The sequence below is a fragment of the Plantibacter sp. CFBP 13570 genome (genome assembly GCF_014841395.1).
In the GTDB taxonomy this organism is placed as follows: domain Bacteria; phylum Actinomycetota; class Actinomycetes; order Actinomycetales; family Microbacteriaceae; genus Plantibacter; species Plantibacter auratus.
In genome coordinates this window covers 54,054-75,704 of the sequence record NZ_JACYTW010000002.1, presented here as the reverse complement: position 1 = coordinate 75,704, position 21,651 = coordinate 54,054, and the positions used below count along the sequence as shown (strand labels likewise).

General features: G+C 68.4%; 22 protein-coding genes and 1 tRNA gene. 12 read left to right on the top strand and 11 right to left on the bottom strand.

Annotated elements, in window-relative coordinates:
* Positions 1 to 29: 29 nt before the first annotated feature.
* The gene (locus IFT89_RS01395) at positions 30 to 545 is read left to right on the top strand and encodes a YbaK/EbsC family protein (protein WP_202938005.1); all 516 of its coding nucleotides are present in this window, start codon (positions 30 to 32) and stop codon (positions 543 to 545) included.
* Here the strand turns inward: IFT89_RS01395 and IFT89_RS01390 are convergent.
* Entirely contained in the window at positions 487 to 1,605 is a 1,119-nt protein-coding gene (locus tag IFT89_RS01390) for a CPBP family intramembrane glutamic endopeptidase (protein ID WP_202938004.1), read from the bottom strand. The two genes, IFT89_RS01395 and IFT89_RS01390, sit on opposite strands and share 59 nt — an antisense overlap.
* Positions 1,606 to 1,722: 117 nt before the next feature.
* Between IFT89_RS01390 and IFT89_RS01385 the strand changes: the two genes are divergently transcribed.
* Positions 1,723 to 2,079, top strand: coding sequence for a DUF2200 domain-containing protein (locus IFT89_RS01385; protein ID WP_202938003.1), 357 nt, complete (start codon positions 1,723 to 1,725; stop codon positions 2,077 to 2,079).
* An 81-nt stretch (positions 2,080 to 2,160) separates the two neighbouring features.
* On the opposite strand, the gene IFT89_RS01380 is transcribed toward IFT89_RS01385, so the two are convergent.
* The gene (locus IFT89_RS01380; RefSeq protein ID WP_244650529.1) at positions 2,161 to 3,657 is read right to left on the bottom strand and encodes an MFS transporter; all 1,497 of its coding nucleotides are present in this window, start codon (positions 3,655 to 3,657) and stop codon (positions 2,161 to 2,163) included.
* 106 nt (positions 3,658 to 3,763) lie between these two features.
* Here IFT89_RS01380 and IFT89_RS01375 point away from each other — a divergent pair, with 106 nt between their 5' ends.
* From IFT89_RS01375 to IFT89_RS01365, 3 genes are all read left to right on the top strand, one after another.
* A complete protein-coding gene (locus tag IFT89_RS01375; RefSeq protein WP_202938001.1) occupies positions 3,764 to 4,375 on the top strand; it encodes a TetR/AcrR family transcriptional regulator in 612 nt (203 codons plus the stop codon).
* 4 nt (positions 4,376 to 4,379) lie between these two features.
* The gene (locus IFT89_RS01370; RefSeq protein ID WP_202938000.1) at positions 4,380 to 5,183 is read left to right on the top strand and encodes a hypothetical protein; all 804 of its coding nucleotides are present in this window, start codon (positions 4,380 to 4,382) and stop codon (positions 5,181 to 5,183) included.
* Between the two features lie 301 nt (positions 5,184 to 5,484).
* The gene (locus IFT89_RS01365) at positions 5,485 to 6,177 is read left to right on the top strand and encodes a ScbR family autoregulator-binding transcription factor (protein ID WP_202937999.1); all 693 of its coding nucleotides are present in this window, start codon (positions 5,485 to 5,487) and stop codon (positions 6,175 to 6,177) included.
* Between the two features lie 70 nt (positions 6,178 to 6,247).
* On the opposite strand, the gene IFT89_RS01360 is transcribed toward IFT89_RS01365, so the two are convergent.
* Positions 6,248 to 6,323: transfer RNA gene (locus IFT89_RS01360), tRNA-Lys, on the bottom strand.
* A gap of 130 nt (positions 6,324 to 6,453) precedes the next feature.
* Here IFT89_RS01360 and IFT89_RS01355 point away from each other — a divergent pair.
* The 3 genes from IFT89_RS01355 (at position 6,454) to IFT89_RS01345 (ending at position 8,867) form a co-directional block, all read left to right on the top strand.
* Positions 6,454 to 7,083, top strand: coding sequence for a DNA-directed RNA polymerase subunit beta (locus IFT89_RS01355; protein WP_086474394.1), 630 nt, complete (start codon positions 6,454 to 6,456; stop codon positions 7,081 to 7,083).
* 348 nt (positions 7,084 to 7,431) lie between these two features.
* Positions 7,432 to 8,022, top strand: a complete 591-nt coding sequence (gene sigK, locus IFT89_RS01350) for an ECF RNA polymerase sigma factor SigK (RefSeq protein WP_229940357.1) — start codon at positions 7,432 to 7,434, stop codon at positions 8,020 to 8,022.
* Positions 8,019 to 8,867, top strand: coding sequence for an anti-sigma factor (locus tag IFT89_RS01345; protein ID WP_137242106.1), 849 nt, complete (start codon positions 8,019 to 8,021; stop codon positions 8,865 to 8,867). The genes sigK and IFT89_RS01345 overlap by 4 nt, the downstream gene beginning before the upstream one ends.
* Positions 8,868 to 8,995: 128 nt before the next feature.
* On the opposite strand, the gene pstB is transcribed toward IFT89_RS01345, so the two are convergent.
* The 8 genes from pstB to IFT89_RS01305 all read right to left on the bottom strand — a co-directional run bounded on the left by pstB (position 8,996) and on the right by IFT89_RS01305 (position 18,099).
* Positions 8,996 to 9,775, bottom strand: coding sequence for a phosphate ABC transporter ATP-binding protein PstB (pstB, locus tag IFT89_RS01340; protein WP_056007815.1), 780 nt, complete (start codon positions 9,773 to 9,775; stop codon positions 8,996 to 8,998).
* 20 nt (positions 9,776 to 9,795) lie between these two features.
* Complete coding sequence (pstA, locus tag IFT89_RS01335; protein ID WP_086474391.1) at positions 9,796 to 10,896, bottom strand: phosphate ABC transporter permease PstA; 1,101 nt, start codon at positions 10,894 to 10,896, stop codon at positions 9,796 to 9,798.
* A complete protein-coding gene (pstC, locus tag IFT89_RS01330; protein ID WP_079705344.1) occupies positions 10,896 to 11,840 on the bottom strand; it encodes a phosphate ABC transporter permease subunit PstC in 945 nt (314 codons plus the stop codon). Before pstC ends, pstA begins: the two co-directional genes overlap by 1 nt.
* Before the next feature lie 130 nt (positions 11,841 to 11,970).
* A complete protein-coding gene (gene pstS, locus IFT89_RS01325) occupies positions 11,971 to 13,062 on the bottom strand; it encodes a phosphate ABC transporter substrate-binding protein PstS (protein WP_079706246.1) in 1,092 nt (363 codons plus the stop codon).
* A 193-nt stretch (positions 13,063 to 13,255) separates the two neighbouring features.
* Positions 13,256 to 14,194 carry an NUDIX hydrolase gene (locus IFT89_RS01320; protein WP_202937998.1) on the bottom strand — a complete coding sequence of 313 codons (939 nt, stop codon included), beginning with the start codon at positions 14,192 to 14,194 and terminating at the stop codon, positions 13,256 to 13,258.
* A 52-nt stretch (positions 14,195 to 14,246) separates the two neighbouring features.
* A complete protein-coding gene (locus tag IFT89_RS01315) occupies positions 14,247 to 16,442 on the bottom strand; it encodes an RNA degradosome polyphosphate kinase (protein ID WP_079705346.1) in 2,196 nt (731 codons plus the stop codon).
* 90 nt (positions 16,443 to 16,532) lie between these two features.
* Entirely contained in the window at positions 16,533 to 17,438 is a 906-nt protein-coding gene (gene mshD / locus IFT89_RS01310) for a mycothiol synthase (protein WP_202937997.1), read from the bottom strand.
* Positions 17,410 to 18,099: a response regulator transcription factor gene (locus IFT89_RS01305; protein WP_175116223.1), complete on the bottom strand. Its 690-nt coding sequence runs from the start codon at positions 18,097 to 18,099 to the stop codon at positions 17,410 to 17,412. Before IFT89_RS01305 ends, mshD begins: the two co-directional genes overlap by 29 nt.
* A gap of 110 nt (positions 18,100 to 18,209) precedes the next feature.
* Between IFT89_RS01305 and IFT89_RS01300 the strand changes: the two genes are divergently transcribed.
* The 4 genes from IFT89_RS01300 to IFT89_RS01285 all read left to right on the top strand — a co-directional run bounded on the left by IFT89_RS01300 (position 18,210) and on the right by IFT89_RS01285 (position 21,636).
* On the top strand, positions 18,210 to 18,500 hold the full coding sequence (locus IFT89_RS01300) for a hypothetical protein (RefSeq protein ID WP_064296602.1): 291 nt from the start codon (positions 18,210 to 18,212) through the stop codon (positions 18,498 to 18,500).
* A gap of 133 nt (positions 18,501 to 18,633) precedes the next feature.
* Positions 18,634 to 19,338 (top strand): FABP family protein, encoded by a 705-nt coding sequence (locus IFT89_RS01295; RefSeq protein WP_194644225.1) that lies wholly within the window; start codon positions 18,634 to 18,636, stop codon positions 19,336 to 19,338.
* 1 nt (position 19,339) lies between these two features.
* On the top strand, positions 19,340 to 20,506 hold the full coding sequence (gene ygfZ / locus IFT89_RS01290) for a CAF17-like 4Fe-4S cluster assembly/insertion protein YgfZ (RefSeq protein ID WP_370582587.1): 1,167 nt from the start codon (positions 19,340 to 19,342) through the stop codon (positions 20,504 to 20,506).
* 5 nt (positions 20,507 to 20,511) lie between these two features.
* Positions 20,512 to 21,636: an FUSC family protein gene (locus IFT89_RS01285; protein ID WP_137242101.1), complete on the top strand. Its 1,125-nt coding sequence runs from the start codon at positions 20,512 to 20,514 to the stop codon at positions 21,634 to 21,636.
* Positions 21,637 to 21,651: the final 15 nt, after the last annotated feature.

Sequence of the window (21,651 nt, the reverse complement as noted above, 5' to 3'; positions counted from 1 at the left end):
CCGACGGCCCGATGCGGCAGCATGGTCGCATGAGTGATCGAGCGCATCCTGCCGTGTCCATCGTCGAGCAGACGCTGCGCGATCGCGGGGCTCAGGGCGAGGTCACCTGGCTCGACGACGCTGCGCGCACGGCCGCGCTCGCAGCGGAGGCCTTGGGGATCGAGGTCGGGGCGATCGCGAACTCCCTCGTGTTCACGCTCGACGGCGAGCCGACGCTGATCCTCACGAGCGGCGCCCACCGTGTCGACACCGCCTGGGTCGGCGAGCGGCTCGGTGGACGGCTGAAGCGTGCTGACGCCGAGGTCGTCAAGGCGGCGACGGGACAGGTGATCGGTGGCGTCGCGCCCGTCGGTCACCCGGAACCGATCCGCACCTATGTGGACGAGGCGCTCGCCGCCTACCCGGAGGTCTGGGCCGCAGCCGGGCATGCGCACACGGTGTTCCCGACGACCTTCGAGGAGCTCGTGCGAGTGACCGGCGGGCAGGTCATCGCGGTGGAGCCGCCGACGGATCCTGCGGGGTCGTCGGCAGCTGCGTCGGTGTAGCCACCGGAGCGGCCTTGGCGGCCGGCGGCGTCCCCTGCTGCTTCGTCACCCGGCTCGGCGGCAGCGGAGCCGTCGCGGTCACGCCGTTCCTGCGCCCCCACCAGGTGCTCACGACGGCTGCGGCGACGCAGAGCGCCATCGGGATGAGCATGAACGGTCCGCCAGCGCCCTCGCCTCGCTCGAAGACCTGGTCGGTCTGCGACATGAGGGCCGTGGGGACGAGGAGCAGGACGTTGTTCGTCGCATGGATGAGCACCGGCGCCTCGAGGCCACCGGTCCCGCGGGCGGCGAAGGACATCGAGGCGCCGAACACGAAGTAGTAAGCGATGAGCCAGGGGTCGCCGGCGAAGTGCACCGAGGCGAAGACCGCGCCGGAGACGACCGTGCCGACGAGGAACGCCGTGATCGGTCGACTGAACCAGGATCCGACGGAACGTTGGATGAGGCCGCGCGCCCCGTACTCCTCGCCGGCCGACTGCAGCGGCGTCGTGAGGATCACGACGGCGAGCATCGCGATCATGGTGCCGTCGACGACGATGGGCTCGAGCGGGGAGAGCAGGACGGACGCGCCGACGTACACGATCCACACCGGGACGATGATGAGCGCAAGGCGCCCGAGCCAGCGCCAACGGAAGCGCCCCTCCACCGAGGACAGCCACCGTGGACGGACGCCGAAGATCGCCCACTGGATGAGCATCGACACCGGGATGAGCGCGGCGAGCGACAGGTTGTTCGCGAGCATCGTCACCGGCGTCAGGGTCATGAGGCCGTTCGCGACGTCGTCGAGCGTGTACGCCCCGGTGGCCACGTCCACGATGAGCGCGATGCCGCCGAGCGCGATCGAGAGGATCAGGAACCCCACGACGAGCAGGAGGAGCGCGAGTGCGCCGCGCCACCAGGCCGGTGCGGCGCGAAGGGCGTGGTCGTACGTCGCGAGCTGCCGCTGGGGCGCGGCTGGATCGACGGGCGTCGAGGCCGGCATCGACGCCGGTGTCGTCGAGGCCGGTGTCGTCGAGGGTGATGGCGAAGGCGTCTGCGGGTGCTGTCCGGGATTCGTCATGCTGCCAGGGTAGGCAGCCGTCGCGGCAGGACGCGTCCCCCGAGCGATGGACGACGAGCGACGGATAGCCGGCGATCGGCCTGGTCCCGAACGCGCGACGGTGGGAGACTGCCAGGTATGGCCGGACACCGCATCTTCACGACGAGCTTCGCCAGTGTGTACCCGCTCTACGTCGCGAAGGCGGAGCGGAAGGGCCACACGAAGGACGAGGTGGACCAGGTCATCACCTGGCTCACGGGCTACGACGACGCCGCGATCGAACGGGTGCTCGCCGACGGTACCGACTTCGAGACCTTCTTCGCCGAAGCGCCAGCGATGCACCCCAATGCGTCTCTCATCACGGGCCTCATCTGCGGCATCCGCGTCGAGGAGATCGAGGATCCTCTCATGCAGCGCGTCCGTCAGCTCGACAAGCTCGTGGACGAGGTCGCGAAGGGGAAGAAGATGACGTCGATCCTCCGCGTCTCCGCCTGACCGCGGACCGCGTGGCTCTTCGATGACGCAGACGGCCGCCGCGCGCGTGCGCGACGGCCGTGTGCTCGGGACCCGATTGGATCAGTGCGCGAGCACCGGTTCTGCGGACGCCTCCGGGGCGTGGTGCAGGGCGAGTCCCTGGTTGCGTCGGCGGAACAGCAGTGCCGCCGTCACCGCGCCGACCGCGAAGAACCCGGCACCCCAGAAGTAGGCGGTCTGGTAGCTCTGGATCGCGGCCTGCGCGAGCACCTCGGGGGTGGGCGGCGTGTTGTCGGTCACGTAGGCCGTGGCGGCGCTCGCCGCGAGGGTGTTGAGCAGCGCCACACCGATCGACCCGCCGACCTGCTGGCTGGTGTTGACCGTCGCCGAGGCGACCCCGGCGAACGCCCGGTCGACACCGAGCGTCGCGGTCTGCATCGAGGCGGGCATGATCGATCCCATCGCGAAGCCGAGCACCATGAGCGCCGGCATGACGTTGCCGACATAGGAACTGTCGAGGTCGAGTCGGGTGAGGAGGAGCATGCCGATCGCCCCGAGCGTCATGCCGAACGGCACCATGACCTTCGGCCCGAACCGCGGGACGAGGAGGTTGGTCCCCAGCTGTGCGGCGAGTACGAGCATCGCGATCATCGGGAGGAAGGCGAAGCCCGTCTGCTGCGGTGAGTAGCCGAGCGAGGCCTGCAGGTAGTAGGTCACGAAGAGGAAGATGCCGAACATCCCGGCTCCGGCGATCATGACCGAGATGAACGCGGCACCGCGGTTGCGGTCGAGGATGATCGACAAGGGCAGGAGCGGATGTGCGGCCCGACGCTGCCAGAGGACGAACACGACGAGGAGCACGGCTGCCGCGGCCAGGAAGGTCCAGCTGAGCGGCGAGTCCCAGCCGTCGGTCTCGGCATTGGCGAAGCCGTAGACGAGGCTGAACAACGCACCTGAGACGAGGACGGTGCCCGGAACGTCGAGCTTGGGGCGGGGGCCGGTCGTCTTCGGGGTGGTGATGAAGAGGACCGCCCCGACGATGGCGACCACGGCGATCACGACGTTGATGTACAGGTTCCAACGCCAGTCGAACTGCTCGGTGAGGAATCCGCCGAGGAGGAGTCCGACCGCGCCACCTGCGCCGGCGATCGCACCGAAGACGCCGAACGCGCGGGCGCGCTCCTTCGGGATCGTGAAGGTGGTCGTGAGCATCGCGAGCGCGGTCGGTGCGAGGAGGGCGGCGAAGACGCCCTGGAGTGCCCGCGCGGCGACGAGGGTGCCGAACGAGTCCGCGGCGCCTCCGAGGGCCGAGGCGATCGCGAACCCGACGAGCCCGATGATGAACGCCCGCTTCCGGCCCATGAGGTCGGACAGGCGTCCGCCGAGCAGCAGCAGGCTGCCGAAGGCGAGGGAGTAGGCGGTGACGATCCACTGGCGGTCGCCGTCGGAGAATCCGAGGTCGGCCTGGGCGGCGGGCATCGCGATGTTCACGACGGTGGCGTCGAGCACGACCATGAGCTGGGCGAGGCCGACGGTGACGAGCGTCCACCAGCGGCGTGAGGAGACGGCCGGGGTTCCGGCAGTACTGTTCGAAGTCATGAGCAGGAGCATATACGGAACCGAGGAGTTTCGAAACCAAACAGTTCCAGAACTATGAAGTTCCTGAACTATGCTGTTCCGGGAGACGAAAGGGAGGTGAGCCGCGATGACGCAGCTCGAGACCCCACCCGCAGCGCCGAAGCTCGGCCGGAAGCGCGACCACACGCGGGACGCCGAGATCCTCGACGCCGCGCTCGACGTCCTCGCTGACACGGGCTACGCCGGGATGACGGTCGACATGGTCGCCGCGCGGGCGAAGGCCGGCAAGGCGACGCTCTACCGCCGATGGGCGTCGAAGTCCGAACTTGTGATCGACGCGGTCGCCTGCATGAAGCAGATCGATCCCGACTTCTCGAAGCTGCCCGACACCGGCTCACTCCGCGGCGACCTCGTGGCGATGATCAAGGCGCCGTCCATCGCCGAGGGCGAGCGCAAGATGCGCGTGTTCGCTGGCGTGATGTCGATGATCTCGGATGCCCCGGAGCTCACCGAGTCCATCCATGCGGCGATCGTGGAGCCGCGCATGGCGGTCAACCGCTTCCTGCTGCAGCGCGCGATCGACCGCGGTGAGATCCGCGCGGACGCCGATGTGGAGACCCTTGCGCTGATCAGCCAGGCGATGGTGAGCTATCGCGTCCTCATGCTGCGGGAGCCGGTGACACGTGACTTCCTCATCTCGGTGATCGACGGCGTCATCATCCCGGCCGTCCGGAGGTAGCTCGATGACCGACGGACCCGCCCGATCTCGAACCGGGCTGCTCGATCGCGCGGCTCCGGTCCACCTCGGGACACCGGACGCCCCACTGCGCTTCACTGGTTTCCGCGAGCCCGGTGGGCGCCACCTCATCGTCGATGGCGCGGAGGCGTTCGAGTTGAGCTTCCCGTGCGGAAGCTGCGCGCTGCTGTTCCGTCGTCTGGACGAGGGTGCTCGGGCGCTCGCCGCAGACGTACTGCACGATCACCTGGACGAGGGCGTGCCCGCGATCGATGATCCGTCGTTACGCGACCTCGTGTCGACGATCCTGCCTGAGGGGACCTATCTGCCGCTCCTGCTGTCCATCGAGCCCGTCCTGGTTGCTCCGGGTGACGATCACGACTACTTCTCGCGGGAACAGGTCGCGCACCGCGGCATCGACCCCACGCTGGGTGCACCGGAGGACCCGGCGACCGGCTACTACCGCGGCCCGACCCGGACGACCGGCGATCACGAGACCCTCTTCGAGTTCCTGGTGCCGATGGTGCCGCCCGGTTGGAACGACCGCGAGCGCGTGACCTCGTACGAGGAGCGGCTTCGGGCCGGGGGAGCGGCGACCGTGCTCGCGGTCTCCGTGCTGGACCGGACGCAGCCGTTCGACAGCTTTGACGCCCACACGGGTCTCGTGCACTTCGTCCTGGACGGCCACCACAAGCTGCAGGCGGCCGCGCACCTCGGCGTTCCCGTCACGGTCCTGTCGTTCGTCTCGATCGACGCGAGCCTCGCGGACGAGGCGACGGTGACCGGCCTCCCGGAGCCGCTCGCGCGCTGATCACGGCGCGTGTGTGACCGGGTGGATCACGCAGTGCTGGATCCCCCGATCCCTGCGTGACCCACCGGTCGAGGCGGTGAGCGTCGCAAACCCCCGTCGCGAATACACAGTCCACTGAGGCGTGGACTGCGGCGGCATCACCTCCACCAGTGTGTCACGAATAAGTCGTTCGTACCAGTTATCAAAAAAAGGTCGGCTGTGCGAGCTCCGAGCCTCTAGGCTGAGGCCCCGACCGGCCACGGTCGACGGATACGGCGCCGATGGATCGGAGCCGGAACACAGGCTGCCCGAGGAGGCCAGGATGCCGGGGACGCGACGAACGCCCACGCAGGAACGCGGACAGGTGACGCAGGACGCGATCGTCGAGGGTGCCGCGACCGTCTTCGACCGCATCGGCTACGGGAACGCGAGTCTGTCGATGATCGCGGAAGCGTCTGGGATCTCGCAGGGGTCCATGTACTTCCACTTCAAGTCGAAGGAGCAGATCGCCCTCGCGGTCATCCACGAGCAGCACGACCGGTCGATGCCCCTGATGGAACGGGTGTCGGAACAGTATGACGGGGTCCTCGAGCGGCTCATCCGGGTTTCGCGCGCCATCGTCGATCAACTCGAGAACGACCCGGTGGTCCGTGCCGGGATCAGACTCACGCTCGATGAGGGTTCGCTGAGCCAACCGGCCGGCGCGTTCTACGAGGACTGGATCTCGGGGACGGCCGCTCAGCTCGACGTGGCGCTGCAGGCCGGGGACCTGGAGAGTTCGATGTCGGCACCGGAGCTGGCCCGCACGCTGATCGGATTCTTCACCGGTGTCCAGCTCACCGCCCAGGCGACGGTCGGGCGCTCGGACATCGGAGCGTCGGTGGACCGCATGTGGCGGCTCGCGATCGACGCCATCGTCCCCGAGACGCGGCGGTCAGCGGCGACGCGCGTCCGGGAGGACGCATTCGGCGCTGCGGGCGATGTGCGCCCGACACGACCTGCCACGTCGATGTAGCGACCCACGCCGGGGGATGGGCGGGCGACGACCGTCTATCCCGATGTGACGCGTTCGAGTACCGCGTCTGTGGTGGGCCCGGTGGGGCTCGAACCCACGACCCGCGGATTAAAAGTCCGATGCTCTGCCAACTGAGCTACAGGCCCATACGCGCTCTACTCTACGAGATTTCGACGGCACCCGTTGACGCGCAGGTCGGGGCCACAGGGGGAGTATCGCCCAACGAGGCGAGTACCGTTGTCGGGTGCGCGAAGCGCGTCGCGGGGAGGAGCAGGCATGACCGAGGGATTCCATCGTCCGACGAAGCTGCCGCCGTCGATGCTCGAAGCCATCCAGGGCGGTCTCGACCCGGAAGCCGTGTCGAGGATCACGCACGAGACGGCCGTCGCACTCCTCACCCGGGTGCGGGCGGATCCGGACCCTGCCGTGGTCGACCGCCTCGTGACGTACACCGACGAGCACGGGATCGACGCGATCGCCGAACTCTGGTCGCACGCCAGTCCGCGGAGCCTTCCCGGAGCCCTCTGGCGGATCTACCTGCTACGCCTGCTCATCCGGCAGGACCCGGTGGGGACGAGCTTCAGCTTCCAGCGGGGCACCGAGCTCATCACCACCGTCGACCCCGTGATCGCCGGCGCGGCCGAGCCGACCGGGCCGGAGGAGATCATCGTGCTCGCCGACCAGATCCTCCGTGGGCTGTACACCGGCGACTTCGCGATCGCCCTCGAGCGGGCGGCGTCCTTCTGCCGGATCAACGCGGTCGGCTGCACCTCGCTCGCGAACGACCGGGACGCGGTCGACCCCGCCGACGCCGCGAGACTCACCACGAAGGCCGCACGGTTCAGCACCATCGCCGAGGAGCTCGCCGGCTGCGCCCGACTGTGGCGCACCGACTCCCTCGACTGATCCAGGCGCCCTGGTCAAGGCCTTCGACCTGGGAATGTCCACAGGTGATCCCTTGCTACACTGTTCTAGCCGGGCCGCAGTAACCCCGGGCTCCAAAAATCGCCGCTTCGAGCGGCCTTGCGCCGAGAGGCGTTCCTGCGGCCTGGCACTTACTTTGTGCGGATGTCTTCAGCCGCCTGCCGCCCGTTCCGTGATGACACCGGAACTGGGGTGTCGAATTGCGTCGATTCCTCCAATCGGATCCCGGGTCGGCACCGAACTCCGTGTATGACCGCCGCACTGTACACGCAGACCCGACCTCGGGTGGGCGTCGCGCAAACAGCCGGTGTCCGTGAGAAGCTAAGACTTGTGACCACGGGACCGGAAGCCGACGCTGCACCGCAGGTGTCTTTAGCGAACGTGCTCGATGCGCTGCTCATCCGCGTGGCCGGCGGCGACCAGGTCGCCTTCAGCGAGCTGTACGACCACATCGCGCCGCGGGTCCTCGGACTCGTCAAGCGGGTGCTCGTCGACCACGCGCAGTCCGAAGAGGTCACCCAGGAGGTGTTCCTCGAGGTCTGGCAGAACGCCCAGAAGTTCGAGGCGGGCAAGGGCACGGCCACGACCTGGGTGCTCACCATGGCCCACCGTCGTGCGATCGACCGCGTGCGGGCCTCACAGGCCGGACGTGACCGCGATCTCAAGATCGGCATCCGCGACTTCGACGAGCGTGTCGACAACGTGCAGGAGACGGTCGAGATCCGGATCGAGCACGAACGCGTCAAGCGGGCCTTCGTCCGGTTGAGCGAGCTGCAACGCGAAGCTGTTTCGCTCGCCTACTACGGCGGCTACAGTCACAGCGAGATCTCGAACCTGCTCGGCGTGCCCATCGGCACGGTGAAGACCAGGTTGCGAGACGGAATGATCAGACTTCGAGACGAGTTGGGGGTGCGTACATGACCGAGCGAGACGATGCAACAGACCTGGCAGCCGGAAACGCGCTGCACACCCTGACCCCGCGCGAGCAGGAGCGGTTCGACCGCCTGCGCGCCGAACACGAGTCCGTCCGCGAGGAAGCGGCGGAATTCGAGGAGACCGTCGCCATGCTCGACCTCGCAGCACCTCCCGTGCAGCCGTCGGCAGCGCTCAAGAACTCGCTCATGGCTGCGATCCAGAACCTGCCGCAGCTGCCCGCTGACGCCCCCGTCGACACTCCTGTCGCCGAGGTGCAGCCGCTCCCGACCGCGCTCCCAGAGGTCGACGAGACGCCGGTGTCGACACCGACCGCCATGCCGGCCCCCGCAGCAGCGACCACCCCGGTGGCCGGTGCGGCGGAGCGCAAGGCCGCCTCGCGGTGGCGTCGCAGCGCCGTCGGCATGGTGGTCGGCGCCGCAGCCGCGGTCGGCCTCATCTTCGGCGGTGTCGGACTCGCGAACACGTTCGGTGGCGGATCCCTCACGCAGACGGTCGCGCTCGCGGAGATCAACGCGGCATCCGACGTCCAGCGCGCGAAGGTGTCCATGGACGATGCGACGGCGACCCTCGTCTGGTCGGGCGAGCTCGGCAAGTCCGCCCTGCTCGTCGACGGACTCGGCTCCCTGCCGTCCGACAAGGTCTATGAACTCTGGTACATCGGCGAGGGAGGTCCGGTCTCGGCCGGCACCTTCTCCGCAGCGAACGGCACCACCTGGCGGGTCCTCGACGGCGCCATGAGCGCAGGCGACAAGGTCGGCGTGACGGTCGAGCCGCAGGGTGGCTCCAAGCAGCCCACCACCGACCCGATCATGGTCATCGAGACGGCGTAGTCCGTTCTCTCCGGCCCGAGAGGGTCCGTCGGCAGGCCCTTTGCCTCGACAGACTCGCGGACCCGCTTCAGATCACGACAGCCCCGCCCGGGATTCCCGGGCGGGGCTGTCGTGATGCCGGCGTCAGATCAACCGAAGCGACCCGAGACGTAGTCCTCGGTCGCCTGGACGGACGGCTTCGAGAACATCGTGGTGGTGTCGTCGTACTCGATGAGCTTGCCCGGCTTGCCGGTGCCCGCGATGTTGAAGAACGCGGTCTTGTCGCTGACGCGGCTCGCCTGCTGCATGTTGTGCGTCACGATCACGATCGTGTACTCCTGCTTGAGTTCCTCGATGAGGTCTTCGATGGCGAGCGTGGAGATCGGGTCGAGGGCCGAGCACGGCTCGTCCATCAGCACGACGTCGGGGGAGACGGCGATGGCGCGGGCGATGCAGAGACGCTGCTGCTGACCACCGGAGAGACCGGAGCCCGGCTTGTCGAGGCGGTCCTTCACCTCGTTCCAGAGGTTGGCGCCCTGGAGCGAACGCTCGACGAGCGCGTCCTGGTCGGACTTCGACATCTTCCGGTTGTTGAGCTTGACGCCCGCGAGCACGTTCTCCTTGATGCTCATCGTCGGAAACGGGTTCGGGCGCTGGAAGACCATGCCGACCTGGCGGCGGACGAGGACCGGGTCGACGCCCGGGCCGTAGAGGTTGTTGCCGTCGATCAGGACCTCACCCTCGACGCGTGCGCCGGGGATGACCTCGTGCATGCGGTTCAGGGTGCGGAGGAAGGTCGACTTCCCGCAGCCGGAGGGGCCGATGAACGCGGTGACCGTGCGGGGCTGGATCTGGAGGGAGACGCCCTCGACAGCCATGAAGCTGCCGTAGAAGACGTTGAGGTCGTTGACTTCGATGCTCTTGGACACGGGGTTCCTTTGCTCGCGGCCTAGCGGCCGAACTTGGGGGCGAAGATCTTGGCGATGAGTCGGGCGATGAGGTTCAGCGCCATGACGATGAGGATGAGGACGAGGGCGCCGGTCCAGGCGCGGTCCACGTAGGCGGCCCCGTCGGTGCCCTGGTTCGCGTACTGGGTGTACACGAACACGGGGAGGGTCATCATCGGGCCGTCGAACAGGTTGTAGTTCATGCTCTGGGTGAAGCCGGCGATGATCAGGAGGGGCGCGGTCTCACCGATGACACGGGCGACGGCGAGCGTCACGCCGGTGATGATGCCGGCGATCGAGGTGGGGAGGACGATCTTGAGGATGGTCAGCCACTTCGGCACACCGAGGGCGTAGGAGGCTTCACGCAGCTCGTTCGGCACGAGCTTCAGCATCTCCTCGCTGGAGCGGACCACGACGGGGATCATGAGCAGCGACAGCGCGATGGCGCCGCCGATGCCGAGCCGGACGCCCGGGCCGAAGAAGATCGCCAGCAGGGCGAAGGCGAACAGTCCGGCGACGATGGACGGGATACCGGTCATCACGTCGACGAGGAAGGTGATGCCCTGGGAGAGCTTGCCGCGACCGTACTCGACGAGGTAGATCGCCGTCAGGATCCCGATCGGGATGGAGATGACCGACGTGGCCAGGGTGATGAGCAGCGTGCCGGTGATGGCGTGCAGTGCTCCACCGCCCTCACCGACGACGTTCCGCATCGACAGGGAGAAGAACTCGATGTCGAAGCGGGCGGCACCAGCCGAGATCACCGTGATGGCGACCGAGACGAGCGGCAGGAGGGCGACGACGAAGGCCGCGGTCACCAGGGTGGTGAGCAGGCGGTCCTTGGCCTTCCGGCGTCCCTCCACCATGAGCGACGAGACGTACACGGTCACCGCGTAGAGCGCGGCACCGAGCACGACGGCTCCGGGGACGTTGTAGCTCTTGTCGGCCGTCGACTGCTGCAACAGCAGGAAGATGACACCGCTGACGATGAGGCTGCCCGCGAGGATCGTGAGCGGCGCGAACTTCGGCAGCTTGCCCGCGGTGAGCGAGTTGGAGAACGGCGTGGCGATGGACGCCTGGCGGCGGTCGGTCGTGGCGGTCATCAGTTCGCTCCCGAGAATTCTTTACGACGGTTGACGATGAGTCTGGCGATGAAGTTCACCACGAAGGTGATGATGAACAGGATCAGGCCGGTGGCGATGAGCTTGTTCACATCGATGCCGAAGGACTCGGGGAAGTTCAGGGCGATGTTCGCCGCGATGGTGTTCGGGTTGCTCGAGGTGAGCAGGAAGAACGAGTAGACGGCGGCGGGGGAGAGCACGAGCGCGACGGCCATCGTCTCGCCGAGGGCGCGTCCGAGGCCGAGCATGGAGGCGGACACGATTCCTGGGCGTCCGAACGGCAGGACCGCCATCTGGATCATCTCCCAGCGCGTGGCGCCGAGCGCGAGTGCGGCCTCCTCGTGGAGCTTCGGGGTCTGGAGGAAGATCTCCCGGGAGATGGCCGTGATGATCGGGATGATCATGACCGCGAGCACGAGGGCGACGGTGAGGATCGTGCGACCGGTGCCGGACACCGTGCCTCCGAAGAGCGGGATCCAGCCGAGGTTCTCGGACAGCCAGGCGAAGAAGGGCTGGACGAACGGCGCGAGGACGAGCGCGCCCCAGAGGCCGTAGACGACCGACGGCACGGCGGCCAGGAGGTCGATGACGTAGCCGAGGGCGACCGCGAGTCGGCGCGGCGCGTAGTGGGTGATGAAGAGTGCGATCCCGAGCGAGAGCGGCACGGCGATCGCGAGGGCGAGGATGGCCGCCCAGATGGTGCCGAAGACGAACGGGCCGACGTAGGCCCAGAAGCTCGTCGGAGCACCGGTGAACGACGAGGAGTCGGCCGTGAGGGCCGGGAACGCCTGGACGATGAGGAAGATCGCGACCGCCGCCAGGATGACGAGGATGAGCGATCCGGAGACGACGGAGAGCGTCGAGAAGACGCGGTCGCCGACTCGTTGCTTGGCTTTGGGTCTCGCAGCTAGGGCCTCGACAGCCATGGGTTCCCGTTCTCTCGATGCGATGGTGGTGCCCCTCGACAGACTCGGGGAGCGGGTACTGCGGGTATTGCGAGTGCTGGTGACGCAGGTCGAGCGTGCCGGGCAGGACCCGGCACGCTCGACCGTTGGATTACTTGATGGACGCGATCGCGTCCTGAACCTTCTTGGCGAGGTCTGCGGAGAGCGGCGCAGCACCGGCCGACTTCGCAGCCTCTTCCTGGCCGGCGTCGCTGGCGATGTAGCCGGCGTAGGCCTTGACGAGGTCGGCGACCTTCGGGTCGGCGTACTCCTGGCAGGCGATGAGGTAGCTCACGAGCACGATCGGGTAGTGGGTCGCGTCCGTGGTCTCGCGGTCGAGCTTGATCGCGATGTCGTTCGCCTCGCGGCCTTCGACGAGCGGCGAGCCCTCGACGACGGCGGCAGCACCCTCGGCGCTGTACTCGACGAACTCCTCGCCGACCTTGATCTTCGCGACACCGAGGTCGCCGGCCTTCGACGCGTCGGCGTAGCCGATGGTGCCGGTGCCACCCTTGACGGTGTCGACGACGCCGGAGGTGCCCTTGGCACCCTCACCCGACTGGAACGGGAAGGTGTCGGCCGGCTCAGCGGTCCAGACGTCCGGAGCGTTCTTGTTCAGGTAGTCGGCGAAGTTCTTCGTCGTTCCCGAGTCGTCCGAGCGGTGGACGGCGGTGATGGGGGTCGAGGGGAGCTTGGCCTCGGGGTTCAGCGCGACGATCGCCGGGTCGTCCCAGCTGGTGATCTGACCGGCGAAGATCTTCGCGATGGTCGCTGCGTCGAGGTTGAGCTCGTCGACGCCCTCGACGTTGAAGATGACCGCGATCGGGGAGATGTAGACCGGGAGGTCGATCGCCTTGGTGTCGGCTGCACATGCGGCGAAGGTGCTCGAGAGCTCTTCGTCGGAGAGGGCCGAGTCCGAACCGGCGAACTGCACGCCGCCGGCGATGAACGCCTTGCGGCCGGCGCCGGAGCCGTCGGGGGAGTAGTTGATGGTAACGTCCGGGTTCGACGTCTGGAAGGCGGCGACCCAGGCTTCCTGGGCGCTGCCCTGCGACGATGCGCCGCTACCGGCCAGGCTGCCCTTGAGGTCGCTGGCGGCTGCGCTTGTGGCGGTGGCGCCGCCTTCGTTGGCCGCACAGGAGGTCAGTGCGACGGCTGCGACTGCTGCTACGACCGCGACGCGGCCGAAACGTGAGAACTTCACAGGGATGTCCATTCATTGGTGTGGGTGCGAGCCGGTGCTGGCTCGTCAGTGACGCTAACCACGTGGCATGACGAGCATCCCCCGTGATGGTAAACAACGGGTGAACGGATATCGACGGCTTCATGGCGGCCGACGTGGCAACGCCGCGAATGCACCACGAACGGCCCCTGTTCAGGGGGTTCGCGCGGATGGGTCAGACGCGGGGTTCGTGCGTCTCGATCGCGATGATGCCGGAGCTCGGGTTCGTCCGGGAGAGGTGCACGATGGAGAACGCCCCGGTCTCGAGTGCGGCGGCGCTTCCGAGGTAGGAGCCTCGGGTGGACCCGGTGGCGAGCGCGATCTCGTGCAGGATCTCGGGGAGGACCGGCCCGTGGCTGCAGAGGATCGCCGTCTTGAGCGCCCGGACGCGGCGGCCGACGACCCGGCGGACGTCCGATTCACCGCGCTCGTAGGCGTCCTGGCTGATGAGGTCGGAGCGTTTCGGCTCGATGCCCGCGGCCGCGGCGATCGAGCTGACGGTGCTGACGCAGCGCACGGCCGTGCTCGTCACGATCTTGCGAGGACCGAAGGCGAGCAGGGTCGCGACGTTCCCCGCGGCCTGCTTGACGCCGCGTGGCGCCAGCGGCCTGGTTGCGTCCTCGCCAGGCCATTCGGAGGGGGACGTGGCCTTCCCGTGGCGCATCGCGATGAGGGCGAAGGTCGCTGTGACTCCCTCGTCGACCAGTGCGGCGAAGGCGTCGAGGATCTCCACGTCGCGCTCGTAGCTGAGGTAGCTCCGTGCCCGCTTGATGGTGACCCACTCCAGGGCGGCGACCTCGCCGTTCGGGATGAACGTGCTCTCGCGGACAGCCTGGTCGGTTACCTCGGCCGACCAGTAGTGGACGATCTTCTCGCGACCGCTCGACAGGGGGTACGTGGAGACACCGAGCGGCACACCGAGGTGGACGCTCAGGCCGGTCTCCTCCTTGATCTCCCGCACGGCCGTCTGCGCGAGGGTCTCTCCGGGATCGACCTTGCCCTTGGGGATGGTGACGTCGCCGTACACCGTGCGGTGGATGACGAGGAGGTGGACCTTGCCGTCGATGAGACGCCAGCACACGGCACCGGCTGCGTAGATTGCCGTCGTCGTCATAGTCACTGCCTCGTCGTGTCGTGGTGCTCGGGTGGGTCGCGGTGCGAAGTCGTCAGCGACGGTTCCTCGGCCGGCGGCGCGCCGCGGTCTCGAGCATGAGGGAGTCTTGCAGATCCGTGAGCGGTCGTCCGTCAGCGTCGACCGCGTGGCGCGTCCAGACGCCGTCGGCGTCGAGCCACCAGGACGACGTCTGCTCGTCGAGAGCCTGCTCGAACATCGCGGCGGTCGCCTCGAGGTGCTTCGGGTCGGTGAGCCTGACGAGCGCCTCGACGCGGCGGTCGAGGTTGCGGTGCATCATGTCGGCGCTGCCGATGAACACGTGCGGGTCGCCGTCGTTGTGGAACGAGAAGATGCGCGAGTGCTCGAGGTACCGCCCGAGGATGGAGCGCACGCGGATCGTCTCGCTCATCCCCGGCTGGCCTGGCTTCAGCGCGCAGATCCCGCGAACCCACAGGTCGACCGGGACCCCCGCCTGGCTGGCCCGGTAGAGCGCGTCGATGATCGACTCGTCCACCATCGAGTTGACCTTGATGCGGATCCCGGAGGGCTTGCCCTCCTCGGCGTTCGTGCGCTCCTGCTCGATGTGCTTGAGGAGGCCCTTGCGCAGGTGGCGCGGCGCGACCAGGAGTCGCTTGAACTTCTTCTCGATCGCGTACCCGGACAGCTCGTTGAAGAGGCGGGTGAGGTCTTTGCCGACCTGGTCGTCGGCCGTGAACAGACCGAGGTCCTCGTAGATGCGGCTCGTCTTCGGGTTGTAGTTACCCGTGCCGATGTGGCTGTAGTGGCGCAGCACGCCGCGCTCCTGCCGCACGACGAGCGCGAGCTTGCAGTGCGTCTTCAGCCCGACGAGCCCGTAGACGACGTGGACGCCGGCCTTCTCGAGCTTCCTGGCCCAGGAGATGTTGTTCTGCTCGTCGAACCGGGCCTTGATCTCGACCAGCGCGAGGACCTGCTTGCCGGCCTCGGCCGCGTCGATGAGTGCTTCAACGATGGGGCTGTCGCCCGAGGTCCGGTAGAGGGTCTGCTTGATCGCGAGCACGTGCGGGTCGGCGGCGGCCTGCTCGATGAACGCCTGCACGCTCGTGGCGAAGGACTCGTAGGGGTGGTGGACCAGGACGTCCTCACGGGCGATCGACCGGAAGAGGTCGGGCTTGCCGTTGGGCTCGTCGGGCTGGAACTGCAGCGCCGTGGTCGGGACGCGTTTCGGGTACTGGAGATCCGGGCGGTCGATGCCGGCGAGGCTGAAGAGGCCACCGAGGTCGAGCGGCGAGGGCAGGCGGTAGACCTCCTGCTCGGTGATGTCGAGTTCGCGGACGAGGAGTCCGAGGGTGACATCGTCCATGTCGTCGGTGATCTCGAGCCGGATGGGCGGCCCGAACCGGCGGCGCAGCAGCTCCTTCTCGAGGGCCTGGATGAGGTTCTCGGTCTCGTCCTCCTCGATCACCATGTCCTCGTTGCGCGTGACGCGGAAGACGTGGTGGTCGACGATCTCCATGCCGGGGAAGAGGTGGCCGAGGTGGTTGGCGATGACCTCCTCGAGGGCGATGTAGCGAACGCTGGGAGCGGTGTCCAGCGACGCGGAACGGCGCTCCGCCGGACCGACGCGGACGAAGCGCGGCATCATCTGCGGGACCTTGAGCCGGGCGAACTCCTCGCGTCCCGTGCGGGTGTTCCGCACTCGGACCGCGAGGTTCAACGAGAGGCCGGAGATGTAGGGGAACGGGTGCGCCGGGTCGACTGCGAGCGGCATGAGCACCGGGAAGACCTGGTTGCTGAAGTACTCGCTGAGGTACTCGCGGTCGGCTGCGTCGAGTGAGTCCCAGGTGACGACCGTGACGCCGCGTTCGGCGAGGTCGGGACGGACGAGGTCGTGCCAGGCGCGCGCGTGCCGTTCCTGCAGGACGTGCGCCTGCTGCGAGATCTCGGACAGGACGTCGGCCGGAGCGTTGCCGACGTTGGTCGGCACAGCCAGTCCGGTGAGGATGCGGCGCTTCAGGCCGGCGACCCGCACCATGAAGAACTCGTCGAGGTTCGAGGCGAAGATCGCGAGGAAGTTGGCGCGTTCGAGGACGGGCAGCGCCGGGTCTTCGGCGAGCTCGAGGACACGCTGGTTGAAGGCGAGCCAGCTGAGTTCGCGGTCGAGGTAGCGGTGTTCGGGCAGCGCGGGATCGTTCCGCTCGAAGGCGGGGTCGAAGTCCTCTTCGTCTCCATCGAGGCCGACATCGAGCACGGTTGGGTCTGCTGGCATGTCTTCATCATGACACCGTGGCGGGGGTGGTCGCGACGACTGCGGTGAACACTGTGTAAATGCCGCAGCGCCGCGCCGCTGTGGAGGGGATCAGGCGTCGGTTCTCGCGTACTGCACGTCGATCGTGTGGTCGGTGAATCCGAGCGAGCGGTACAGCGACACCGCAGGGAGGTTGTCGGCTTCGACGTAGAGCGTGACCGCCTCGACGCGTCGATCCCGCAGGCGGGCGAGGCCGGCCTCCATCAGGAGTCGCCCGAGCCCTTGGCCACTTGCCGCAGGGTGCACGCCGACCGCGTAGACCTCGCCGACCGTGTCCTCGACCTTCAACCAGATGAATCCGAGGAGGTCGCCGTCGGAGCCTCGTGCGAGCAGGAAGTCGTCGGCGTCGAACCAGGGCTCGGCTTCCCGGGCGCGGAGATCGTCGAGGGTCATGCGTCCCTGCTCGGGGTGGTCGGCGAAGGCGAGCGCGTTGACCTCGAGCCACTCCTGCTCGTCGACTCCCGGCCGGAACGTGCCGACCGTGACATCAGCGTGCCCGGCGGTGGCCGGTCGCGTGCGGCTCGCCGGTGCCTTGGTCAGGCGGAGCTGCAGCAGCGTCCTGATCGGCGAGAAGCCGAACTCCTGTGCGAGCACCCGGGAGGCGGGGTGGTCGCCGTGTGCCCAGATGCGCACCTGTGGGGGACAGTTGGCGAGGACGCCGCGCAGTGCGGCGCGACCGTAGCCGTGACCCCGCCACTCGGGCTCGACGACGAACTCGAGCTCGCCATGGCCGAGGATGGCCGCACCCACGACGGCGAAGTCGTCGGGGTCGACCGGCGGGTCCTGTGGTTCGACGGCGAGGATCAGCGTCCGGGCGCCGGAGGCGACGTCGATGAGCGACTGGTCGCTGAACGGCGGCTGGCCGTCGACGAGCGACGCTGTGCGCACGACGCGCTCGAGCGCATCCCGGGTGCGGGCGTCGTCGACGTTACGAACCGACAGCGTCAGCCGGGGCATGATCGTCCTCGTAGACGTTGAAGCGGTAGCCGACGTTGCGCACGGTGCCGATGAGCTGCTCGAGGTCGCCGAGCTTGGCGCGCAACCGGCGGACGTGGACGTCGACGGTTCGCGTGCCACCGAAGTAGTCGTAGCCCCACACCTCGCTCAGCAACTGCTCGCGCGTGAACACCCGGGAGGGGTGGGTCGCGAAGAAGCGGAGCAGTTCGAACTCCTTGAAGGTGAGGTCGAGCGGCTTGCCGTGGACCTTCGCGGAGTAGCTGGCCTCGTCGATGACGACGCCCGACGCCTGGATCTTGCTCGCCGAGTGCTCCTGCGAGGCGCGACCGATGGCGAGCCGGATCCGCGCGTCGACCTCGGCCGGCCCGGCGGATTCGAGGATGACGTCGTTCACGCCCCAGTCGGCGCTGACGGCCGTGAGGCCGCCCTCGGTCAGGATGAGGAGCAGCGGGACCGACAGCCCGGACGCACCGAGGATCTTGCAGAGCGACTTGGCACTCGCGAGATCCTGGCGGGCGTCGACGAGGACGAGGTCCGAACTCGGAGCGTTCACGAGTTGTGCGGGGTCGGCGGGGATCTGCCGGGTGCGGTGGCTCAAGAGCCCGAGGGATGGGAGGACCTCGGTGCCGACCATGGAGGTCAAGACCAAAATTTGCGCCACGCGCATCCTCCCGACTGAGTTTGGAACCATATTAGGCGAACGACCGCACCCCACGTCGCACCGGGCTCCGCCTGGTGGTCCGATGGCGTCCGCTCTGTGACAATGGGTCCGTGAGCGAAACCACTCTCTCCCCCCGGCTGCGCTGGATCAGTGTCGTCTCCATCTGGGCGCTCGCGCTCGTCGGCGTCGTCGTGTCCGGCTTGCTCTGGAGCCCGGGGGAGACCTTCTTCGGGCTGTCGGCCACGCTCGGCCTCTGCACCCTGGCCGCGTTCTCGGCACAGCTGCTGACGCGACAGAAGGTGGGATTCGTCGATCGGATGTCGACGAGCGTCACCGGCGCCGTCCTCATCCTCGCCATCGGCGGTGCCGTGTATGGCCTCATCGCCCTGGCCTCGGGGTAGACTTTCCCCATGCTGCTCGCTCTCGAAATCTTCTTCATCGGCTTGCTCGTCCTCGCCAGCCTCGCCATCGCGTTCACCGCGGTGGTCGTGCTGAAGAACCTGTACCGCGGTCAGCGCTAGTCCGGGTCCCTCGATGATCGAGATCCCGAGCGGCCTGCCGAGCGAACTGGTCCCGCTGTCGTGGCTCATCGGCGTCTGGGAGGGCACCGGCGTCATCGACTACCAGGTCGGCGACGAGACCGTGACCCGCGAGTTCGGTCAGCGCGTGAGCTTCAGCCACGACGGCCTGCCGTACTTGAACTACAACTCCTACACCTGGCTCCTGCCCGAGCAGCCCCCGCGCGACGCCGAGGGGGCCTCGTCCACGGACGCGGACGCCCTGTCGGACGACACCGCTGCGGACGTCGCGCCTGACGGAGCCTCGACGGACGAGTCCGGTGTGCCCGAGCCGCTCGTCACCGAGACGGGCTACTGGCGCCTCGAACGCCCGCTGATCGAGGGCGACCCGGGCCCGGGCATGCTCCCAGGGCAAGGCCCCCGCCCGTTCGGCACTGCGCAGTCGGTCGAGACCCTGCGTACGTCGACCGGCGCCTTCCCCCTGCAGGTCTCGATCGTCCACCCGAACGGTGTGAGCGAGCTCTACCTCGGCCAGATCGACGGCCCGCGGATCGACCTCGCGACCGACGCCGTCGTCCGGACCGCTGGAGCCAAGGAGTACGCCGCCGCGACCCGCCTGTACGGTCTCGTCGAGAACCACCTGCTCTGGGCCTGGGACATCGCCGCCCTGGGACAGGACCTCCGGACGCACGCCTCGGCGCGCCTGGCCAAAGCCGACTGACGTGACCATTCCCAACGGAGCGGTCGCACCGGAAACGATTCCGGGCTCGCCCTTCCTCACGCTGCCGGGTGCCGTCGAACAGGCGGATGCCGTCGACCACGGCGTCCCCTCCCATTACGGCAGCCCGAACATCGAGCAGCGCCTCATCGCCAACGGTAAGGCGATCGTCGACCTGTCGAACCGTGGCATCGTGACGGTCACCGGCCCCGATCGGCTGAGCTGGCTCAACTCCATCACGAGCCAGGAGCTGCGCTCGCTGTCGGCCGGCATCTCGACGGAGACCCTCTTCCTCGACCAGAGCGGCCGGATCGAGCACGCGGTCAAGCTGCTCGACGACGGCACGACCACGTGGCTCGTCACCGAGGCAGCCGATGCTGCGCCACTCCACGCCTGGCTCGACCGGATGCGGTTCATGCTGCGCGTCGAGGTGGCCATCGCGACCGAGCAGTACGCCGTGATCGGTGCGGCGGCGGGTCTCGGGGTTCAGGCTGCAGCGCCGAACGGCATGCCGCTCGTCTGGCACGATCCGTGGTCCGAGGTCGCGGTCGGCGGGCATCAGTACGCGACGGGTGAGCACCCGGGTGCAGCGTGGACATGGACCGAGACGATCGTCGCGCGCGAGCAGCTCGGGTCGCTCGTGCAGCAGGTCCGTGCGGGGACGTTCTCCGCCGCGGGTTCGCTGGCCGCCGAGGCCCTGCGGATCGCCGCCTGGCGCCCGCGGTTGCAGTCCGAGGTCGACGAGCGGAGCATCCCGCACGAGCTCGACTGGCTGCGCTCGGCAGTCCACTTGAACAAGGGCTGCTATCGCGGTCAGGAGACGGTCGCCAAGGTGCACAACCTCGGGCACCCGCCGCGTCGCCTCGTCATGCTCCTCCTCGACGGCTCCGACGCGGTCCTGCCGCCGGCCGGTTCGAACGTGGTGCTCGTCGGCGACGGCGACGACACGACCCGGAAACCCGTCGGACGCATCACCTCGAGCGCGATCCACCACGAGTTGGGCCCGGTGGCGTTGGCGATCGTCAAGCGCTCCGCGGATCCGGCGGCCGTGCTGACGGTGGAGGCCGACGGCATCGATGTCGCGGCGTCGCAGGAGATCGTCGTGCCGGCGGATGCCGGGGCCACGGCGAACGTGCCGCGGCTGCCGCGACTCGGCGCCGTCCGGCGCTGACCCCGGTGGGGAAGGACGACGCCTCGGACCCGGGCGTACGGGTCGACCGATGGACCGCCGCGGTTCGTCGCCGCATCGCACTCGGCGACGCCTGGCATCGTCTCGTCGGATCCGTGCCGGCGGTGCTGCAGGTCAGCGCCACGGCGATCGGCGCGTACGCGTTCTCCCACTACGTGCTCGGGCACGCCGTGCCACTCCTCGCCTTGACCGTGACGATCTCGAGTCTCGGGTTCGTTCGCGACGCCCGCCCGATCCGGGTCCTCGAGACGGCCGTCGGGATGAGCGTCGGAATCGCGCTGGCCGAGATCCTGCTCCTCGGCTTCGGTCAGGGGACGTGGCAACTCGCGGTCGCGCTCGTGCTCACATTGCTCGTCGCCCGGTTCCTGTCGCCGGCGGCGTCGTTCGCGATCGCGGCGGCGGTGCAGTCCGTCCTCGTCATGCTCCTGCCCGTGCCTGACGGCGGCCCGTTCGTGCGTACCCTCGACGGACTGATCGGCGGGGTCTTCGCCCTGCTCGCGACCGCGCTCATCCCGCGCGACCCGCGCCGGAGCGCTCGCCGGGACGGCCAGCGGCTCATCGACGAACATGTCCGGACCCTCGCCTCGCTCGTCGCCGCCCTCCGTCTCGGCGACCTCGAGGAGGCGGACCGCGCGCTCGCACGGGCGCGGGCCACCCAGCCGGCCCTGGACGCGTGGCGCGGAACCCTCGACTCAGGGCTCGCCATCGCGCGCATCTCGCCGTTCCTCCGCAAGGCGGTGTTCGACCTCGAACGGCAGCGGACCATGCTCGACGGCATGGACCTCGCGACCCGCAACCTCCGGGTGATCGCCCGGCGCATCGACTACGTGTCGCGCGATGCCACGAGCCGCCCCGAGCTCGCGGACCTGCTCGCGCGGACCTCCGTCGCGCTCGGCATCCTGTCGCAGTCGATCGGCGACATCGCCCAGCAGCCGGTCGCGAGGCAGTCCCTGCTGGAGATCGCGAAGCACCTCGAGCCGGTGGCCGTCCTCCCCGACGCCTCGGTCTCCGAGCAGGCGCTCGTGCTCGTGCTCCGGCCGTACCTCGTCGACCTGCTCACGGCCACGGGTCTGCCGACGCCGGAGGCGCAGGCGGCGCTGCCCTCGCTCTGACGGGAGCGATCCCCG